The organism is Streptomyces sp. DH-12 (assembly GCF_002899455.1).
Taxonomy (GTDB): Bacteria; Actinomycetota; Actinomycetes; order Streptomycetales; family Streptomycetaceae; genus Streptomyces.
In genome coordinates, this window is sequence record NZ_PPFB01000001.1 from 740,096 (window position 1) to 760,116 (window position 20,021).

1 protein-coding gene is annotated in these 20,021 nt (G+C 75.7%); it reads right to left on the reverse strand.

What is annotated here, in order from left to right:
* Window positions 1-85: 85 nt before the first annotated feature.
* Window positions 86-20,014 (reverse strand): non-ribosomal peptide synthetase, encoded by a 19,929-nt coding sequence (locus C1708_RS02525; protein WP_106411084.1) that lies wholly within the window; start codon window positions 20,012-20,014, stop codon window positions 86-88.
* Window positions 20,015-20,021: the final 7 nt, after the last annotated feature.

The window sequence follows — 20,021 nt, forward strand, 5'->3', positions numbered from 1 at the left end:
GTGATCGGGTGGTGATCGGTCGGTGAAAGGGGGCTGGGACGGGATTCCGTCTGCGGCGGCGGGGCGCGGGCCGCGAGGCGGGGCGTCACCGGCGGTGGCGGGCGTGGTGGGCGTGGTGGGCGATGTGGCGCAAGGCCCGGGCGAAGTCCTCGGCGACAGCGCGCACGGTGGCGGTGGCGTGCAGGGCGGGCCGGTGGTGCCAGATGAAGGACAGCCGCCCGCGCTGGACGGCGCCGATGATCTCCAGCGGGTGGGAGCCGCTGTCGCGCGGGTCGTGGTGGCGGCCGAACGAGCCGTGTTCGGCGCGTATCAGGCCGTGACCGGGGTTCTCCGGGCGGGCGTCCCACTGTCCGAGGTAGTTGAAGACGACCTGTCCGTGGGCGGCGCGTCCCAGGCGTTCGCGCACCTCGGGCGGGCCGAAGGTGCGCAGCGCGCCGAAGCCGAGGCCGTTGCCGGGCACGGCGCGCAGCTGGCGGCGTACGGACTTCACCAGGGTGCGCCAGTCGCGGTCGGGGCCCAGGTCGGCGGGTTCGGGGACCTGGAGGGCGACGGGGTGGACGGTGGTGAACCAGCCGACCGTGCGGGTCAGGTCGACGTCGTCGAGGACGTCCTCGCGGCCGTGTCCCTCCAGGTCCAGGCGGACGTCCTCGCGGCCGGTCCAGCGGGCCAGGGCGAGGGCGAGGGCGGCGAGCAGGACGTCGTTGACGCGGGTGCGGTACGCGGTTGGCGCGGCGCGCAGCAGCGCCTCGGTGTCCGCCTCGTCCAGTTCCACGGTGAGCGTGTCGACGGCGCCGGTGTCGGGGCCGTCCGGCGTCTCGGACGGGAGCGGCTCGGTGTCCACGGCGTGTTCCCAGTAGGGCAGTTCGTGGTCGAAGGCGCCGGAGGCGACGTGTGCGGCGAGGCCACGGGCCCAGTCGCGGAAGGAGGTGGTGCGCTCCCCCAGCGCGACAGGTCCGCCCTGGACGGCCTGCCGGTAGGCGGCCTCCAGGTCGTCGCGCAGGATGCGCCAGGAGACGGCGTCCACGACCAGGTGGTGGCCGACCAGGAGGAGGAAGTCGGGCCGGTCGGCGGCACCGGTGAACAGGGCCGCCCGCAGCAGCGGGCCGCGTGCGAGGTCGAAGCCGGTGTGCAGGTCGTCGGCGGCCTTCTCCATCGCCGTGTCGGCGTCGGTGGCGGTGAGGCCGCCGAGGTCGTGGCGGGTCAGGAGCCCGTCGCGGTCGGTGTCGTCCGCGGGCGGGTTGTACTGGCGCCAGCCGTCCTGGCCGGCGGTGAAGCGCATGCGCAGGGCGTCGTGGTGGTCGAGCAGGGCGTTGAGGGCGGTTTCCAGGGCGGCCGCGTCGACGCCGGGGGCGAGTTCCACCAGCAGGGACTGGTTGAAGTGGGCGTGGCTGGCGCGCTGTCCGGTCAGGAACCACTCCTGGATCGGGGTGAGCGGCACGTCCCCGCTCACCGCCTCCTCCCCGGTGTGCCGGGGGGCGGTGGTGACGACGCCGGCCAGTTCGGCGACGGTCTGGTGGGTGAACAGGTCGCGGGTGGTCACGTGCAGTCCGTCGCGTCGCAGCCGGGAGACGACCTGCATGCTGAGGACGGAGTCGCCGCCGAGGTGGAAGAAGTTGTCGTGCGCCCCGACGTCGGCGACGCCGAGGACGTCGCCCCAGATGCGGGCGATGCGGCGTTCGGTGTCGGTGCGCGGCGGGGTGTGCGGCCCGGTGGCGGTGTGCGCGAGCCCGGGTTCGGGCAGCGCGTTGCGGTCGGTCTTGCCGTTCGGGGTGAGCGGCAGCCGGGCCAGCGGCACGAACGCCGAGGGGATCATGTGCGCCGGGAGCAGTCCGGCGAGGTGGTCGCGCAGTTCGGATACGGGCAGGTCCTCGGAGGTGCCCTCGGCAGGTACGACGTGGGCGACCAGGCGTGCGTCGGATCGGCCGTCCGGATCACTGCCGCCGGCGCGGACGGTGACCACCGCGTCGCGCACCAGCGGGCTGCCGCGCAGCGCGCTCTCGATCTCGCCGGGTTCGATGCGGAAGCCGCGCAGTTTGAGCTGGGCGTCGGCGCGTCCGGCGAAGCGCAGGTCGCCGCTCGCGTCCCAGCGGGCGCGGTCGCCGGTGCGGTACATGCGCTCCCCGGGGGCGCCGAACGGGTCGGCGACGAAGCGGGAGGCGGTCAGGCCGGGCCGGTGGAGGTAGCCGCGGGCCAGTCCGGGTCCGGAGACGTAGAGGTCGCCGGTGACGCCGGGCGGGACGAGGCGCAGGGCGGCGTCGAGGACGTGGACGCGGGTGGCGCCGGCCGGGCGTCCGATGGGCGGGGCGCCGGCGGCCGGGGTGAGCGGGCCGGTCCAGGTGGCGACGACGGTGGCCTCGGTGGGGCCGTACGAGTTGATCATCCGTCGGCCGGGTGCCCACCGTTCGACGAGGTGGGCGGGGCAGGCCTCGGCGCCGACGATGAGGGTGCGCAGGTGCGGCAGGGCGTCGGCGGTGCCCGGGTCGACCGTCGCGAGGGCGGCGGGCGGGATCAGGGTGTGGCTGACGCGCCGCCCGGCGAGGACCTCGGCGAGGCGCTCGCCGACGAGGGGGCCCTCCTCCCCGGTGAGCAGGGTGGCGCCGCTGAGCAGCGACACGCACAGCTCCAGCACCGAGGCGTCGAAGCTGGGTGAGGCGAACTGCAGGACCCGGTCGCCAGGGCCCGCGTCGTAGCGGTCGGCGGCTGACGCGGCGAAGGCGGCGAGGCCGCGGTGCGTCACCGTGACGCCCTTCGGGGTGCCGGTGGAGCCGGAGGTGTAGATCACGTACGCCGGGTGGTCGACGGTCAGCGGAGAGGTGCGGTCGACGTCCGTGGGCGCGGTGTCCGGTCCGTCGGCGTCCCACACGGCGGCCGGGTCGTCCAGGACGAGCCGGGCGCCGGCGTCGCGGAGCATGAACTCCCGGCGCTGCTGCGGATAGTCCGGGTCGACGGGCAGGAAGGCGCCGCCGGCCTTGGTGACGGCGAGCTGCGCCACCACCGTCTCCGCGCTGCGGGGCAGGGCCAGGGCCACGATCCGCTCGGGTCCCACGCCCCGGGCGATGAGGCGGTGCGCCAACCGGTTGGCGGCGCGTTCGACGTGCGCGTACGTCAGCTCCCGGCCGTCGGCGTCGGCCAGGGCGAGGGCGTCGGGGGTGTGCGCGGCCTGGCGTTCGAACAGCTCGGGCAGGGTGGCCGGCGGGACCGGGCGGGCGGTGGCGCGGCCCTGGTCGAGCACGGCCTTGAGCGTCTCGTCCGTGGCGAGGGGCAGGGCGCCCACGGGCCGGTCGGGGTCGTCGGCGACGGCGGTCAGCAGGGTGCCGAGCTGGTCGGCCATGCGTTCGGCGGTAGCCGTGTCGAACAGGTCGGTGTTGTAGGTGAGGACGCCGTGCAGTTCACCGGTGCCGGTCTCGGCGAACTCCAGGGTGAGGTCGAACGCGGCGTGCCGCAGCTCGCTGTCGACGTCGGTGACCTCCAAGCCGGGCAGGTCGAGGGCGGCGGCCGGGGCGTTCTGGAGGACGACCATGACCTGGAACAGCGGGGTGCGGCTGGTGTCGCGGACCGGCTGGACCTCGTCCACGACCTGCTCGAACGGCGCCTCCTGGTGGGCGAAGGCGTCCAGGACGGTGCCGCGGACCTCGTCGAGGAACTCGGGGAACGGCCGGTCGGGCGTGACGCGGGAGCGCAGCACGAGCGTGTTGACGAAGAACCCGACGAGGTGCTGGACCTCGGCGCGGTCCCGGCCGGAGGTGACCGTGCCGACGGTGATGTCCTCACCGCCGGTCAGCCGGGCCAGGTAGGCCTGGGCGGCGGCGACCAGCGTGGTGAACAGGGTGGCCTGCCGGTCGCGGCCCACCCGGGCGAGGCGGCGGGTCGTCTCGCGCGGCAGGGAGAGCCGTACGGAGGCGCCGTGGTGGGTGCGCACCGCCGGACGGGGCCGGTCGGTGGGCAGGTCCAGCGTCTCCAGCCCTGTCAGGTGCTCCTTCCAGTACCCGAGGTGGTCGTCCGCGCCACGCCCGCGCTGCCAGTGCGCGTAGTCGGCGTACTGCACCGGCAGTGGTGGCAACGCGTCCGTTCCCACGCCGAGTTCGGCGCGGTAGAAGTGGGCGAGGTCGCCGGTGAGCACGCCGGTGGACCAGCCGTCGGTGACGATGTGGTGCAGGGTCAGCGTCAGGACGTGCTCGTCGTCCGCGAGCCTGATCAGGCCCGTGTGCAGGAGCGGGCCGCGCCGCAGGTCGAACGTGCGGGCGCGTTCGGCGTCCAGCAGGTCCGCGAGCCGGGCGTCGCGTTCGCCTCCGGTGAGCTGCGACACGTCGTGCAGGGTCAGCGGCACGTCCCCGGCCGGGTGGACGATCTGCACGCCGTGGCCGTCGACCGCGTCGAAGGTGGTGCGCAGCGCCTCGTGCCGCTCGACCAGGGCGCGCAGGGCCGCGGTGAGGGCGGGCACCTCGAGCCGGCCGCGCAGCCGCAGGGCCAGCGCGGTGACGTACTCGCCGCTGCCCGGCGCGAACTCCTCCAGGAACCAGAGGCGTTGCTGGGCGTACGACATCGGGGCGGGCGTGTCCCGGGTGACCGGGACGATCGCGGCAGGGGCGGTGCCGACGGGGTGTTCCTCGGTGAGCAGGGCGGCGAGGGCCTCGGGGGTCGGGTGGGTGAACACCGCACGGGGGGACAGTTCGGTGCCGAACGCCTCGGAGAGGCGGACGGCGAGGCGGATGCTGAGGATGGAGTCGCCGCCGAGCTGGAAGAAGTCGTCCCGCACGCCGGGGCGCGGCACGGACAGGACGTCGGCGAAGACCTCCACCGTGCGGCGCTCGGCGTCGGTGCGCGGCTCGGCCGACGTGTCCTGTGCCCCGCTCGCGGGTTCCGGAGCGGGCAGGGCCGCCCTGTCCACCTTGCCGTTGCGGCTGAGCGGCAGGGCGGGCAGGACGACGAACGCCGACGGCACGAGGTAGTCCGGCAGGGAGCGCCGAGCGAACTCCCGCAGGGGGGTGACATCTTCGGGGCCGACCACGTAGGCGACCAGGCGGCGGCTGCCGGGCCGGTCCTCGCGGGCGAGCACGGTCACGTCGGTGACGCCGGGGTGTCCCGCGAGGACGGCCTCGACCTCACCCGGCTCGACGCGGAAGCCGCGGATCTTCACCTGGTCGTCGGCGCGGCCGAGGAACTCGACGGTGCCGTCGGGGCGGCGGCGGACCAGGTCGCCGGTGCGGTACATGCGGCTGCCGGACGGGCCGGCCGGGTCGGCCAGGAAGCGGGCCGCGGTGTCACCGGGGCGGCCCAGGTAGCCGCGGGCCACGCCCTCGCCGGCGAGGTACAGCTCGCCCGGGCAGCCGGGCGGCACGGGCCGCAACCGGCCGTCGAGGACGTGCACGCGCATGTCGTCGAGCGGGTGGCCGATGGGCACGGTGTCCGGGACGGTGGCCGCGTCGGTGAGGGCGAACGACGTGGCGAACGTCGTCGTCTCGGTGGGGCCGTAGCCGTCCACGACGGTCAGGCCCGGACAGGCGGCCAGGACGCGGCGTACGGCAGTGGCCGGCACGACGTCGCCGCCGGTCCACACCTGGCGCAGTCCGACGAAGCAGTCCGGCGCGTCCTGCGCCAGCAGCCGGAACAGGCCCGCGGTCAGCCACAACGCGCTCAGACCCGTGTCGCGCACCAACTGCCGCAACAGCGCGGCGTCCAGCGGCCGTGAGGGGGCCACGACGACGCAGCCGCCGGTGAGCAGCGGCGCCCACACCTCGAAGGTGGCGGCGTCGAAGGCCACCGGGGAGTGCAGCAGCACCCGGTCGCACACACCGCCGGTGAAGCGGCTGTCGGTGGCGAGGGCGGCCACGTCGCGGTGGCGTACGGCGACGGCCTTCGGTTCGCCGGTCGACCCGGAGGTGAACATCACGTAGGCGAGCCGGTCGGGGTCGGCCGGTGCGGCGACGGGCGCGTCCGGCACGGGAGTGCGGGCGGCGGTGACGTCCTCGGCCGACAACTGGACGGTCGCGCCCGCGCGTCCGATCAGTGTGCGGCGCCGGTCCTCGGGGGCGCGGGCGTCCACGGGCACATAGGCGCCGCCCGCCTTGAGCACGGCGAGCTGGGCGACGACGAGTTCGGCACCGCGGTCCATCAGCAGGGCCACCCGGTCCTCGGCGCGCAGTCCGCCGGCGAGGAGCCGGGAGGCCACGGCGTCGGACCAGGCGTCCACCTGGCGGTACGTCAGCTCGGTGTCGCCGTCGCGCAGCGCGGGCGCTTCAGGCGTGCGGCGGGCCTGCTCGGCGAACAGGGCGACGGGGCTGCTCGGTTCGGTCCGGCGGGCGGTGGTGTTCCACCGCCCGAGCAGGGCGCGGTCGTCCTCGGTCAGCGCGTCCAGGCCGGTCACGTCCGCGTCGGTCTCCAGCGCGTCGGCGAGGGCGCGCAGGACGACGGTGAGGCGGTCCGCGAGGCGTTCGGCCGTGTCCGTGTCGAACAGGCCGTCGTCGTAGGCGAGGTCGAGGCCGAGGCGGTCGCCGAGGTGGGCGCGCAGGCACAGCGGGAAGGTGGGCGCGTCCTCGGCGCGCACCTCCTCGACCTGTACGCCCGTGCGAGCGGTGGCGGATTCGTCGACGGGATAGTTCTCGAACACCACCATGCTGTCGAACAGCGCCTCACCGGCCGGGACCTCGCTCAGCGCCTGGATGCGAGGCAGGGCGAGGAAGTCGAAGCGCCGGGTGTCGCTCTGGTGCTCCTGCACCGCGCGCAGCCAGGACGCCGCTCCCCCGCCCTCGACCCGGACGCGGGTGGGCACGGTGTTGATGAACATGCCGATCATCGACTCCACGCCGGGCAGTTCGGCCGGGCGCCCGGAGACGGTGGTGCCGAACACGACGTCGTCGCGGCCGCTGTGGCGGGCCAGGAGCAGCGCCCAGGCGCCCTCGATGACGGTGTTCACCGTGAGCCCGGCGCGGGCGGCGTCCTGCCGCAGCCGCGCGGAGAGGTGCTCGTCCAGTCGCCGGCCGGTGAGGGCGGCGGCGCGGGCGCGGTGCTCCCCGGTGGGCGTGCGGTCGTAGGGCAGCGGGGTGCGGGCGGGGAACCCGGCGAGGGTCTCGGCCCAGTGCGCCGCGGCGGCGGCCTCGTCCTGGTCGTGCAGCCAGCGCAGGAAGTCGGCGAACGGACGCCGGACCGGTGCGGGGGCCGATCGGCCGCCGGTGAGGGCGGCGTAGCGCTCGCACACCTCGGTGAGGAGCTGCCCGGTGCTCCAGCCGTCCAGGATGAGGTGGTGGGAGGACCACAGCAGCAGTACCTCGTCGCCGGGCAGTGCGGCCAGGGTGATGCGGGTGAGCGGTGCGGTGGTCAGGTCCATGCCCGCCGCGCGGTCGGCGGCCAGCAGGTCCTCGGTGGCCGCCGCGCGCTCCTCGGGCGTGAGGTGTCGCCAGTCCAGGTGGGTGACGGGCAGCTCCACGCGCCGGTGCACGACCTGCACGGGGTGCGGCAGGCCCTGCCAGTGGACGCTGGTGCGCAGGGCCTCGGTGCGGTCGGCGACCTGCTGCCAGGCTGCGGCGAAGCGCCGCGCGTCGCTCACCCCGGCCAGGCGGACGGCCACGCGGTCCGCGTAGGCGCCCGACGTGTCCACCAGGCCGTGGAAGAGCATGCCGGCCTGCAGCGGTGTCAGCGGCAGGACGTCGGCGACGTGCCGGCCGTCGCCCACCAGGCGGTCCAGCTCCCGCTGGCCGAGCCCGGCCAGCGGGAAGTCGGACGGGGTGCGGCCGCCCGCGTCCGGGGAGGCGCAGTGGGCCGCGATCTCGCGCAGCGCCGCGCACATCTCCTCGGCGAGCGCCCGGACGGTGGACTCGTCGTAGACGGCCGGCGGGTAGGTCCAGCCGAGTTCGAGCCGGCCGTCCTGCACCACGCCGGTGATGTCCAGCAGGTAGGGCCGGGGGGCGTCGGGGTCGGTGTCGGACCCGGCCGGGGGCAGGACGGCGCCGTACAGGCCGCTGCCGCCCGCGTCGGCGTCCCACTGGCCGTGGTAGTTGAAGCCGACCCGCGGTGCCGGGGCGCCGGCCAGCGGGCTGTCGGGCAGCAGGTGGCGCAGCGCGCCGTGGCTCAGGCCGTGCAGGGGCACCGCGCGCAGCTGCTCCTTGACCGAGCGGAGGGTGTCGTGCCAGCCGGCGTCGGGGGCGACGGTCAGCGCGAGCGGGAACTCGGCGGTGAACCAGCCGACCGTCCGGGACAGGTCCAGGTCGTCGAAGAGGTCCTCGCGGCCGTGGCCCTCCACGCCGACCAGCACGCTGTCACGCCCGCACCAGCGGGCCAGGGTGCGGCCGAGGGCGCTGAGCAGGACATCGTTGACCTGGGTGCGGTAGACCTCCGGGACCTGGCGGAGCAGGGCCTCGGTGGTCTCCGGTTCCAGTTCCACGGTGACCGTGGCGGCGGTGCCGTGGGTGTTGGGACCGGGACGGCCGGCGGGCAGCTCGGCGGGGGCCTCGACGGTACGCAGCCAGTGGTCGAGGTCGCCGTCCAGGGCGTCGGAGCGGGTGTGGCCCTCCAGCCGCACCGCCCAGTGCCCGTAGGCGGTGGTGACCGGGGGCAGTTCGACGGGGTGCCCGGCGGCGACCTGCCGGTGGGCGGTCTCCAGGTCGGCCAGCAGGATCCGCCAGGAGACGCCGTCGACAACCAAGTGGTGTATGACGAATAGCAGTTGGCCGGGCGCGTCCGGGCCGCGGTCGAGGACGAGGACGCGCGCCATCCGGCCCTCGGCGGGGTCGAGTGCGGCGCGTGCCTCGTCCGCGAGGCGGGCCGCCTCGGATCCCAGAGCGGGGCCGTCGAGGCCGGTCACGTCGTGCAGGGTGACGGTGCCGTCCGGGAGGCCGGGCAGGACCTCCTGGCGCCAGCCGTCCTCGGTGCGGCGGAAGCGGGTGCGCAGGGCGGGATGGTGCCGTACGAGGGCATCGGCGGCGGTGCGCAGGGCGGGCAGGTCGGTGCCGGGGGCGAGTTCGAGGCGCTGCGACATGGTGAAGCGCAGCGGGTCGCCAGGGCTGCGGCCGTCGAGGTACCAGCGCTGGATGGGGGTGAGCGGCGCCTCGGCGGGCGCGGTCGTGTCGGTGGTGACCGGCGTCGACTCGGTGACGTGCAGGGCGAGTTCGGCGACGGTCTGGTGGCGGAAGACGTCCTTGGTGGTCAGCGCGAGACCGGCCTGGCGGGCCCGGGAGACGATCTGGATGCTGAGGATCGAGTCGCCGCCGAGCGCGAAGAAGTTGTCGCGCGCGCCGATCCGTTCGACGCGCAGGACGTCCGCCCAGATCGTCGCGAGAGTCTGCTCGGTGCCGGGGCGGGGCGCCACGTAGGTTTCCGCGGTGTCGGGTTGGGCGGGCGGAGCAGGCAGGGCGCGGCGGTCGGTCTTGCCGCTGGTGGTGCGCGGAATCCGGGTCAGCGGCACGAACGCCGCGGGCACCATGTGGTCCGGCAGGGTGCGGCGCAGCGCGAGGCGCAGCTCGTCGGCGGCCGGGGCGGTGTCCCCGGCGGGCACCAGGTGGGCCACGAGCATCTGGCGGCCGGCGTGGTCGCGTGCCGTGACGACGGCGTCGGCGACGTCCGGGTGGGCGAGCAGCGCGGCTTCGATCTCGCCGGGTTCGATGCGGAATCCGCGGATCTTGATCTGTTCGTCGGCGCGGCCCAGGAACTCCAGCACTCCCTGTGCGTCGCGGCGGGCGCGGTCGCCGGTGCGGTACATCCGCTCCCCCGGCGCGCCGAACGGGTCGGCGAGGAACCGCGCGGCGGTCAGGCCGGGGCGGTTCAGGTAGCCGCGGGCGACCTGGGCGCCGGCGAGGTACAGCTCGCCGGGCGTGCCGGGCGGCACCGGGCGCAGGGCGCCGTCGAGGACGTAGGCGCGCAGGTTGGCGCCGGGCCGTCCGATGACGGGCCGGTCGGGGCGGTCGGTGACGCGGCCGTAGGCGGCGTCGACGGTGCACTCGGTAGGGCCGTACATGTTGTAGGCGGTGACGCCGAGTTCGGCGGCGGCGCACAGGTCGCGCCAGGTGTCGGGGCCGGTCGCCTCGCCGCCGACGAGCAGGACGCGGGGGTGGTGGCGGCCGGGGGCGAGCAGGCCCGCGGCGAGGAGTTCGCGCAGGAAGGACGGGGTGACGTTGACCAGGTCCAGGTTCCGTTCGACGATCTGCGCGCAGAACGCCTCGGGGTCCAGGCGCACGTCCTCGTCGATGAGGTGGACCTCCTGGCCGAGGGCGAGCAGCAGCGGGCCCTCCCAGGAGGTGTCGAAGGAGAACGAGGCGCTGAGCGCGGCGCGCAGCCGCTCTCCGTCGGCGGTGTGCGGGGCGACGAGCCCGTCGCGGTGGTCGTGGCAGAGGTTGACCAGGTGGCGGTGTGCCACGACGACGCCCTTGGGGAGGCCGGTGGAGCCGGAGGTGTAGATGATGTAGGCGGCGTGGTCCGGGCGCAGCGGGGCCGGGCGGTCGCGGTCGGTGGGGTCGTGGGCGGGCAGCCGGTCCCACGGGGTGGCGCGCAGCGCGTCGGCGGTGAGCACCGTGTGCGGGGCGGCGTCCTCAAGGAGTCCGGCCGCGCGTTCGGCCGGCAGGTCGGGGTCGAGGTGGAGCAGGATGGCGCCGGACTTGGCGACGGCGAGCACCGCGACGACCAGCTCGGAGGTGCGCGGCAGCCGGACGGCCACCACCCGTTCGGGTCCGGCGCCCAGGGCCAGCAGGTGGTGGGCGAGCCGGTTCGCGCGGTCGTTCAGGGCGGCGAAGTCGAGGGTGGCGTCGCGGGCGACCAGCGCGGTGGCGTGCGGGGTGCGGGCGGCCTGGGCCTCGAACAGGGCGGGGAAGGTGGTGTCCGGGACGGTCAGGTGGGCTCCCTGGCCGTCGTGCAGCACCCGCCGCCGTTCGTCGGCGGTCATCAGCTCCAGCGCCCGTACCTCACGGTCCGGTTCCCGCACCGCCGCCTCCAGCAGCAGGCGCAGGCGGGCGGCCAGGCCGCGGACGGTGTCCTCGTCGAACAGGCCGGTGTCGTACTCCAGGTGGCCGGTGACGCCGCCGTCGCCCTCGACGAAGTCGAAGGCCAGGTCGAAGGTGGCGTGCCGGACCGGCGGCAGGAGCGGCTCGGCGTCCAGGCCGGGCAGCTCGGGTGCCTCGGCGCCCAGGTTGTGCAGGGCGACCATGACCTGGAACAGGGGGGTGCGGCTGGTGTCGCGTTCGGGCTGGAGGGCGTCCACCAGCCGTTCGAAGGGCACGTCCTGGTGGGCGAAGGCGTCCAGGACGGTTCCGCGCACCTGTTCGAGCAGAGCGCGGAACGACGTTCCGGGCCGGACCTCGTTGCGCAGCACCAGGGTGTTGACGAACATGCCGACGACGTCGTGCAGTTCGGGGCGCTCGCGGCCGGCGGTGACGGTGCCGACGGCGAAGTCGTCCTGGTCCGCCCAGCGGGACAGCAGGACCGTGCAGCCGGCGAGCAGGGTCATGTAGAGGGTGGCGTCGGCCTCACGCCCCCGCTCGCGCAGCCGGTCGGTCAGCTCGGCGGGCAGCGTGAAGGTCACGAGCGCGCCGTCGCGGGAACGGACGGCGGGACGCGGCCGGTCGGTCGGCAGCTCCAGCGGCGGTACGCCGGCCAGCTGTTCGCGCCAGTGGGCGAGTTGCCGCTCGACCTGGTCGGTGCGGGCGCGCTGCCAGGCGGCGTGGTCGGCGTAGCGCACGGGCAGGTCCGGGAGTTCGGGCCGGCGGCCCTCGTGGGCAGCCGCGTAGAGCTCGCCGAGGTCCCGGCCGAGGACGCCGAGCGACCAGCCGTCGGTGACGATGTGGTGGACGGCGAGGGCCAGCACGTGCTCGTCGGCCGCGGTGCGGGCGAGGCGGGCGCGCAGCAGCGGCCCGGTCGCCAGGTCGAACGGCGTGGCGGCCTCACGGTCCAGCAGTTCCTCCAGCGCGGCCCGCGAGTCGGGGGCGGCGGTGAGGTCGTCCACGGCCAGGGCGGCCGGATGCGGCGGGTGCACCACCTGCCGGGGCTGTCCGTCCTGTTCGGTGAAGGTGGTGCGCAGGGATTCGTGGCGGGCGACGAGGCCGTCCAGGGCGGCGCGCAGGGCCGGCTCGTCGAGCGGGCCGCGCAGGCGCAGCACGGACAGCGTCGTGTACTCGGTGCTGCCGGGCTCGAACCGGTCGAGGAACCACAGGCGTTGCTGGGCGTACGACAGTGGCGCCGGGGTCTCGGGGGCGGTCGCCGTGATCGCGTCGACGGGGGCGGCGGAGGGGTCGCCCACCGGGTCGCCGAGTTCGGCGGCGAGCGCGGACACGGTGCTGTGGGTGAACAGCACGCGCGGGGACACGTCGGGGCCGAACGCGGCGCGCAGCCGGGCGGTGACGCGGACGGCGAGGATGGAGTCGCCGCCGAGCGCGAAGAAGTCGTCCCCGGCGTGCACCTCCTCGATGCCGAGGACGTCCGCCCAGGCGGCGGCGACGGCCCGTTCGGCGGGGGTGCGCGGTGCGGTCCGGTCGGTGTCGGCGGCATAGCCGTCCGCCGTCGGGGCGGGCAGGGCGCGCCGGTCGAGCTTGCCGTTGACGGTGAGCGGGAGGGTGTCCATCGGGACGTAGGCGGCGGGCACCATGTGGGCGGGCAGCAGCCGTTCCAGATGGGCGCGCAGCTCGGCCGCCACGGGGGTCGTGTCGCCGGTGCCGACGACGTGCGCCACGAGGCGGCGGGTGCCGGAGGCGTCCTCGAACACGCCGACGGCGGCGTCGGCGACCCCGGGGTGGGTGTGCAGGGCGGCCTCGATCTCGCCGGGCTCGATGCGGTACCCGCGGATCTTCACCTGGGCGTCCGCGCGGCCCAGGTACTCCAGGGTGCCGTCCGGCCGCCACTTCGCCCGGTCGCCGGTGCGGTACATACGGCTGCCGGCCGGGCCGAACGGGTCGGCGAGAAACCGGGTGGCGGTCAGGCCGGGGCGGCCCAGGTAACCGCGGGCCAGGCCCTCCCCAGCCACGTACAGCTCGCCGGTCGCGCCCGGCGGCAGAGGGGACAGGTCCGCGTCGAGCACGTACACCCTGAGGTCGGGTATCGCGACGCCGATGGGGCTCGCGGGGCCGCGCGCGGCGGTGGCGGGGTCGAGCGGGGCGTGGGTGACGTGCACGGTGGTCTCGGTGATGCCGTACATGTTGACCAGGCGCGGGGTGTCGGCCGGGTGGCGGGCCCACCAGTCGGTGAGCCGGCCGACGTCGAGGGCCTCACCGCCGAAGATCACCGTGCGCAGGGCGAGACGGGCGCCGGTGCCGGGGTGTTCGGCGTCGGCGCGCACCAGCGGGTAGAAAGCGGACGGCGTCTGGTTGAGGACGGTGACCCCTTCGTCGGCCAGGAGCCGCAGGAAGTCCTCCGGGGAGCGGGCGGTCTCGTCGGGCACGACGACGAGCCGGCCGCCGTGCAGCAGCGGGCCCCACAGCTCCCACACGGAGAAGTCGAACGCGTAGGAGTGGAACAGCGTCCACACGTCGTCCGGGCCGAAGTCGAACCACGGGCGGGTCCGGGTGAACAGCCGCACCACGTTGGCGTGCGGGATCACCACGCCCTTGGGGCGGCCGGTGGAGCCGGAGGTGTAGATGGCGTAGGCGGGGCTCTCCGGCAGGGGGCGGCGGGCCGGGGCGGGGCCGGTGGCCGGGTGCCGGGTGAGGCCGGCCTCCTCGTCCGGGGCGTCGAGGAGGACGACGGGCACACCGGTGCCGTCGAGGCGGGCCGCGGTGCCGGTGGTGGTCACCAGGGTGACGGGCGTGGCGTCGGTGAGGAGGCGGGTGATGCGTTCGGCGGGCGAGTTGGGGTCGATCGGCAGGTAGGCGGCGCCGGTCTTCAGCACGGCCAGGACCGCGACGACCTGGTCGATGGAGCGGGGCAGCGCGAGGGCGACGAACCGCTCGGGTCCGGCGCCCAGTTCGGCGAGCCGGTGGGCGAGGCGGCCGGCGCGGGCGTCGAGGGTCGCGTAGTCCAGGTGCTCGGTGCCGCAGGTGACGGCGACGGCGCCGGGGGTGCGGGCGGCCTGCGCCTCGAACAGGTCCACCAGCGTCTCGGCGGGGCGGCCGGACGCGGTGCCGTTCCAGTCGGTGAGGATCCGGTGCCGTTCCCCGGCCGTCGTCCAGGCCAGGGCGCGCAGCGGCCGGTCGGTGCCGTCGGCGAGCCCGGTCAGGAGCAGGCAGAGCCGGCCGGCGAGGGCGCGGACGGTGGCCGCGTCGAACAGGTCCGGGTCGTAGGCGAGGTCGAAGCCGAGGCGTTCTCCGTGGTAGGCGCGCAGGACGAGGGGGTAGTTGGTGGCGTCGCGGGAGGACACGTCGGCCAGGCGGATCCCGGACCCGGCGGTGCGGGCCTCGTCGAAGGGATAGTTCTCGAAGGCGACCATGCTGTGGAAGAGCGGGCTGCCGGACGGCACGTCGCTCAGCTGGGTCAGCTCGGCGAGCGAGGCGGCGGCGAACCGTCTCGACTCGGCCTGGGCGTCCTGGAGTTCGCGCAGCCAGGCCCCGGCGGGGCGGGCGGGGTCGACGCGGACGCGGGTGGGCACGGTGTTGATGAACATGCCGACCATCGACTCGACGCCGGGCAGGTCGTCGGGGCGCCCGGAGACGGTGGTGCCGAACAGCACGTCGTCCTGGGCGGCGTAGCGGGACAGCAGCAGGGCCCAGGCGCCCTGGACGACCGTGTTGAGGGTGAGTCCGGCCTCGCGGGCGGTGCGCGCGAGGCGGGCCGACGCCTCCGCGTCCAGGCCGGCCGTGTGCAGTGCGGCGGAGCGGGCCCGGTGGGCCTCGCGCAGGGGGCGGTCGGCGGGCAGCGGGGTGGGCTCGGCGAACCCGGCGAGGACGTTCTGCCAGTGGGCGCGGGCGGCGTCGGGGTCCTGTTCGGCGAGCCAGCGCACGTAGTCGCCGAAGGGGCGCCGCAGCGGCGGCCGGGCCTCGGTGCCCGCGGTGAGCGCGGCGTACTCCTCGCACACCTCGGTCAGCACCTGGGCGAGGCTCCAGCCGTCCAGGACGATGTGGTGGGACGTCCACAGCAGGTGCAGCCGGGCGTCGGGCAGCCGGACCAGGGTGAGCCGCATCAGCGGCGCCGCGGCGAGGTCGATGCCCCGGGCCAGGTCGTCGGCGCGCAGCCGGCCCAGGCGCTCGGCGCGTTCCACCTCGTCCAGCTCGCGCCAGTCGAGGTGGGTGACCGGCACCCGGACGTCGCGGCGCACGACCTGGAGGGGTACGGGCACGTCCTCCCAGACGACGCAGGTGCGCAGGGCCGGGGTGCGGTCGGTGACGCGCTGCCAGGCGACGGCGAAGGCGTGCGGGTCGGCGACGCCGTCGAGGAGCAGGGCGGCCTGGTCGACGTAGACGTCGTCGGGGCCGCCGACCAGCCGGTGGAAGAGCATGCCCTCCTGGAGCGGGGTGAGCGGCAGCACGTCCTCCACGTCGCGGCCGTCGCCGACGAGGCGGTCCAGGCGGTCCTGGCCGAGGCGGGCCAGCGGGAAGTCGGACGGGGTGCGGCCGCCCGCGCCGGGCAGGGCGCAGTGCTCCGTGATCGCGGCGAGCGCGCCGGTCATGCCGTCGGCGAGGGCTCGGACGGTGGCCTCGTCGTGGACCTGGTCGCTGTAGTGCCAGGTGAGGTGGAGTTCGCCGTCGGTGACCACGGCGGAGACGTCCAGCAGGTGGTCGAGCGGGGTGTCCGGGGCGATGTCGCGGCCGGGCGTCTCGCCCGCCGGGGCGAAGTCGCCGCCGTCGGTGGCCTCCCACTGGCCGTGGTAGTTGAAGCTGATCTGCGGCAGCGGCACGTCCTTCAGGGCGCGGGCGGCCGGATCGGGCGAGCCGAGGCGGGCGAGGGCCTCGTAGCTCAGGCCGTGCCGGGGCACGGCCCGCAGCCGCTCCTTCACCGCCTTGAGGGTCGCGCCCCAGTCGGGTGCCCCGGGCGGCCCGGCGGGCGCGAGGGTGACGGGGTACTGGGCGGTGAACCAGCCCACCGTGCGGGACAGGTCCAGAGTGTCGTCCTCGCGGCCGTGGCCCTCCAGCAGGACGGTCACCCGCTCCGCGCCCGTCCAGTCGGCGAGGACCCGGCTCAGCGCACCGAGCAGCACGTCGTTGGCCTGGGTGCGGTAGACGGCGGGCACCCGGCGCAGCAGCGCCTCGGTGGTGGCGCGGTCCACGCGGGCGCCGAGGGTGCGGACCGAGCCGGCCGGCGCGGTGCCGGGGCGGTCCACGGGCAGCGGGGTGCGGGGCTCGGCGGCCTCGGCCGTCCAGTGCGGCAGGTCGGCGTCGAGGTCGCCGTCGCGGACCCGGCGCGCGAGGTGCGCGGCCCAGTCGGTGAACGGCGTGGCGACGGGCTCCAGCCGGACCGCCTCTCCCCCGGCGGTCTGCCGGTAGGCCTCGGCGAGGTCGGCGAGCAGGATCCGCCAGGAGACGCTGTCCACCGCCAAGTGATGAGCGGCGACGAAGAGTTGGGGCCGATCACCGGCGCGCGTGAACAGGGCGGCGCGCAGCAGGGCGCCGGTCTCGGGGTCGAGGGCGGCGCGGGCGGCCGTGGCGGCCCGTTCGCGCTGCGCCGCCGGGTCGGCGGCGCCGGTGAGGTCGTGGTGGGTGAGCAGGCCGGTGGCCGGGCCCTCGCCGGGGTGCTGCCGCCAGGTGTCGCCCGAGCGGGCGAACCGGGTGCGCAGCGCCGGGTGGTGGGCGGCCAGCGCCTCCAGGGCGCGCTCCAGCGCAGGCTTGTCGAGGTCGTGCGGCAGGTTCAGCAGCATCGACATGCTGAAGTGCCGCAGCGGTCCGTGGGTGGCGAAGAACCACTCCTGTACGGGGGTCAGCGGCGCCGGGCCCTCCTCGGCGGGACGCCGGGGCGCGGGCACCTGCGCGGTGCGCACGGACGCGGCGGCGGCGAGGTCGGCGACGGTCTGGTGGCGGAAGACGTCCCGCGAGGTCAGGTGCAGCCCGGCCGCGCGGGCGCGGGAGACGGCCTGGATGCTGAGGATGGAGTCGCCGCCCAGTTCGAAGAAATTGTCCGTGACGCCGACCCGGCGCGCGCCCAGCACCTCGGCCCAGATGCGGGCGAGGGTCTCCTCCTCGGGGGTGCGCGGGGCGACGAACTCCCGCTCCTCGACGCCTTCGAGGTCGGGCGCGGGCAGGGCGCGCCGGTCGACCTTGCCGCTGACGGTCATCGGCAGGGTGTCGAGCACGGTGAAGGAGGACGGCACCATGTGGTCGGGCAGCGTCCGCCGCAGGGCGGCCCGTACCTCGCCCGGGGCGGGCGGGGCGGCGGGGTCGGCGGGGACGAGGTGGGCGGCGAGCCGGGCGTGGCCGTGCGGGTCGGTAACGGCGACGACCGCGGCGGCGGCGACCCCGGGCAGGTCGGTCAGGGCCGCCTCGACCTCGCCGGGCTCGATGCGGTGGCCGCGCACCTTGACCTGGTCGTCGGCGCGCCCCAGGTAGTCCAGACGTCCGTCGGCGCTCCAGCGGGCCAGGTCGCCGGTGCGGTACATCCGGGTGCCGGGCGGGCCGAACGGGTCGGGCAGGAACCGGGCGGCCGTCAGTCCGGGCCGCCCGCTGTAACCGCGGGCCAGTTGCACACCGGCCAGGTACAGCTCGCCGCCGACGCCGGGCGGAACGGGCCGCAGGCGGTCGTCCAGGACGTAGGCGCGCACGTTGGGCAGCGGCCGGCCCACGGTGGGCCGGCCGCTGCCGGCTATCCGGCAGGCCAGCGCGTCGACGGTGCACTCGGTGGGTCCGTAGAAGTTGTACGCGGCGACGTCCCGCCGCGCCGCCAGCTCCCGCCACAGTGCGGGTCCGACGGCCTCGCCGCCGAGCATGAGGACGCGCGGGTGGTGACGGGGGTCGGTGAGCAGCCCGGCGGGCAGCAGCTGGCGCAGGTAGGTGGGGGTGAGGTCGAGGAAGTCGATGCGGTGCTCGACGACGTACTCGACCAGGGCGGCGGCGTCCAGCCGGGTCGTCTCGTCGACCAGGTGCAGCGGGTGGCCGTCGGCCATCAGCAGCAAGCCCTCCAGGGAGGTGTCGAAGGAGAACGACGCCGTGAGCGCCACCCGCAGCGGCCCGCCGCCCGCCTCGGCGACGAAGCCCTCGCGGTGGCCCGCGAGGAGGTTCGCCGCGGACCGGTGTGCCACGGTCACGCCCTTGGGGCGGCCGGTGGAGCCGGAGGTGTAGATGACGTAGGCGGTGGTGTCGGGGTGGGGGGGCGCCGACGGAGCGTCGGCGGCGCCGTCTTGAGCGTCGTCCGCCTCCCGCAGCGCGGTCTCGTCGAGGACGAGGGCGGGCCGGGCGTCGTCCAGCAGGAACCGCACCCGGTCCTCGGGCAGCGCCGGGTCCAGGGGCAGGTAGCCTGCGCCGGCCTTCCAGACGGCGAGGATCGCCACGATCATGTCGGCGGTGCGCGGGAGTCGGAGGGCGACCAGGCGCTCGGGGCCTGCTCCCCGCGACACGAGGTGACGGGCCAGGCGGTCGGCGCGCGCGTGGAGCGTCGCGTAGTCGAGGCGGACGTCCCCGGCGACGAGGGCGGTGGCGTCCGGGGTGCGGGCCGCCTGCCGGGCGAACAGCTCGGGCAGGGTCTCCTCGGGGACCGGGCGCGCGGTGGCGTTCCAGTCCCGGGTCACCTGCCGTTCCTGCTCGGACGAGAGGAGGGGGAGGGCGCCGAGGGGCCGGTCGGGGTCGGCGGCGGCGCCGTCCAGCGTGCGCAGCAGCTGGTCCGCCATGCGTGCGGCGGTGGCCGCGTCGAACAGATCGGTGCGGTACTCCAGCAGGCCCGTCAGCTCGTCGCCGTCGGGTACGAACTCCACGCTCAGGTCGAAGGTGGCGGCCCGCCGGGGCACGGCGACCGGGGAGGCGGCCAGGCCGTGCGGGTCGGGCGCGGTGGGCGGCGCCGGATGCAGCAGGACCATCACGTCGAACAGGGGGTTGCGGCCGGCCTCGCGGGTCGCGCCGACGGCCTCGACCAGCCGCTCGAACGGCGTGTCGCCGTGCGCGAAGGCGTCGTTGACGGTGTCCGCGGCGGCGGTGAGCAGGTCCCGGAAGGAGGCGCCGGTCTCGACGCGAGTGCGCAGCGCGACGGTGTTCACGAAGAAGCCGACGGCCCGTTCCAGGTCGGTGCGGCCGCGCCCCGGGGTGAGCGAGCCGACGGTGATGTCGTCCTGCCCGGACCAGCGGGCCAGCAGGGCCTGGCAGGCGGCGACCAGGGCGGTGAACAGGGTGGTGTGCCGGCCGGCCGCGAGCTGCTTCAGCCGGGCGGTGGTGGCGGCGGGGACGGTGAAGGTGTGCACCGCGCCCGCGCCGGACTCCTCGCCGCGGCGGGGCCGGTCCAGCGGCAGTTCGGGGGCGACCGCCCCGGACAGTCGCTCCTTCCAGTACGCCAGGTGGCGTTCCAGCCGCGCGCCGGACAGCTGCTCGCGCTGCCAGACGGCGAAGTCCGGGTACTGCGTGGCCACCGGCGCCAGGGCCGGTCTCGCGCCCTGGGCGAGAGCGTCGTAGGCGGTGCACAGCTCGTCGAGCAGGACGCCCATCGACCAGCCGTCGGTGACGATGTGGTGGGCCGTCAGCAGCAGGACGTGCGTGTCGGGTGCCTCCCGCAGCAGCAGGGCGCGCAACAGGGGTCCGGCCTCCAGGTCGAAGGGCCGCTCGTACTCGGCCAGCAGGGCCGCCTCCAGGCCGGCGCCGGCCGCTCCCGTGAGGTCATGGACGGGCAGCGGGAGCGGCCCGGCGGGGTGCACGGTCTGCGCGGGGGTGCCGTCGTGCTCCTGGAACGTGGTGCGCAGCGCGTCGTGCCGCGCCACCACGTGCTCCAGTGCGGCGGCCAGGGCGGTGTGGTCGAGGGGGCCGGTCAGGCGCAGCGCGACGGCGCTGTTGTAGCGGGGGTCGCCGGGGCGCAGCCGGTCCAGGAACCACAGGCGCTGCTGGGCGAAGGACAGCGGCAGCGGGCGGGTGCGGTCGGCGCGCGGGATGGCCTGCCGGGCGGTGCCGGGGGCGCCCGGGGCGGCCCGTCCGGCCAGCCGGCGGCGGAGTGCTTCCTGGAGGTCCTGCGGCAGGGCCTCGGCACGGTTTCGCTTCGAAGACGTCATGGTCGTC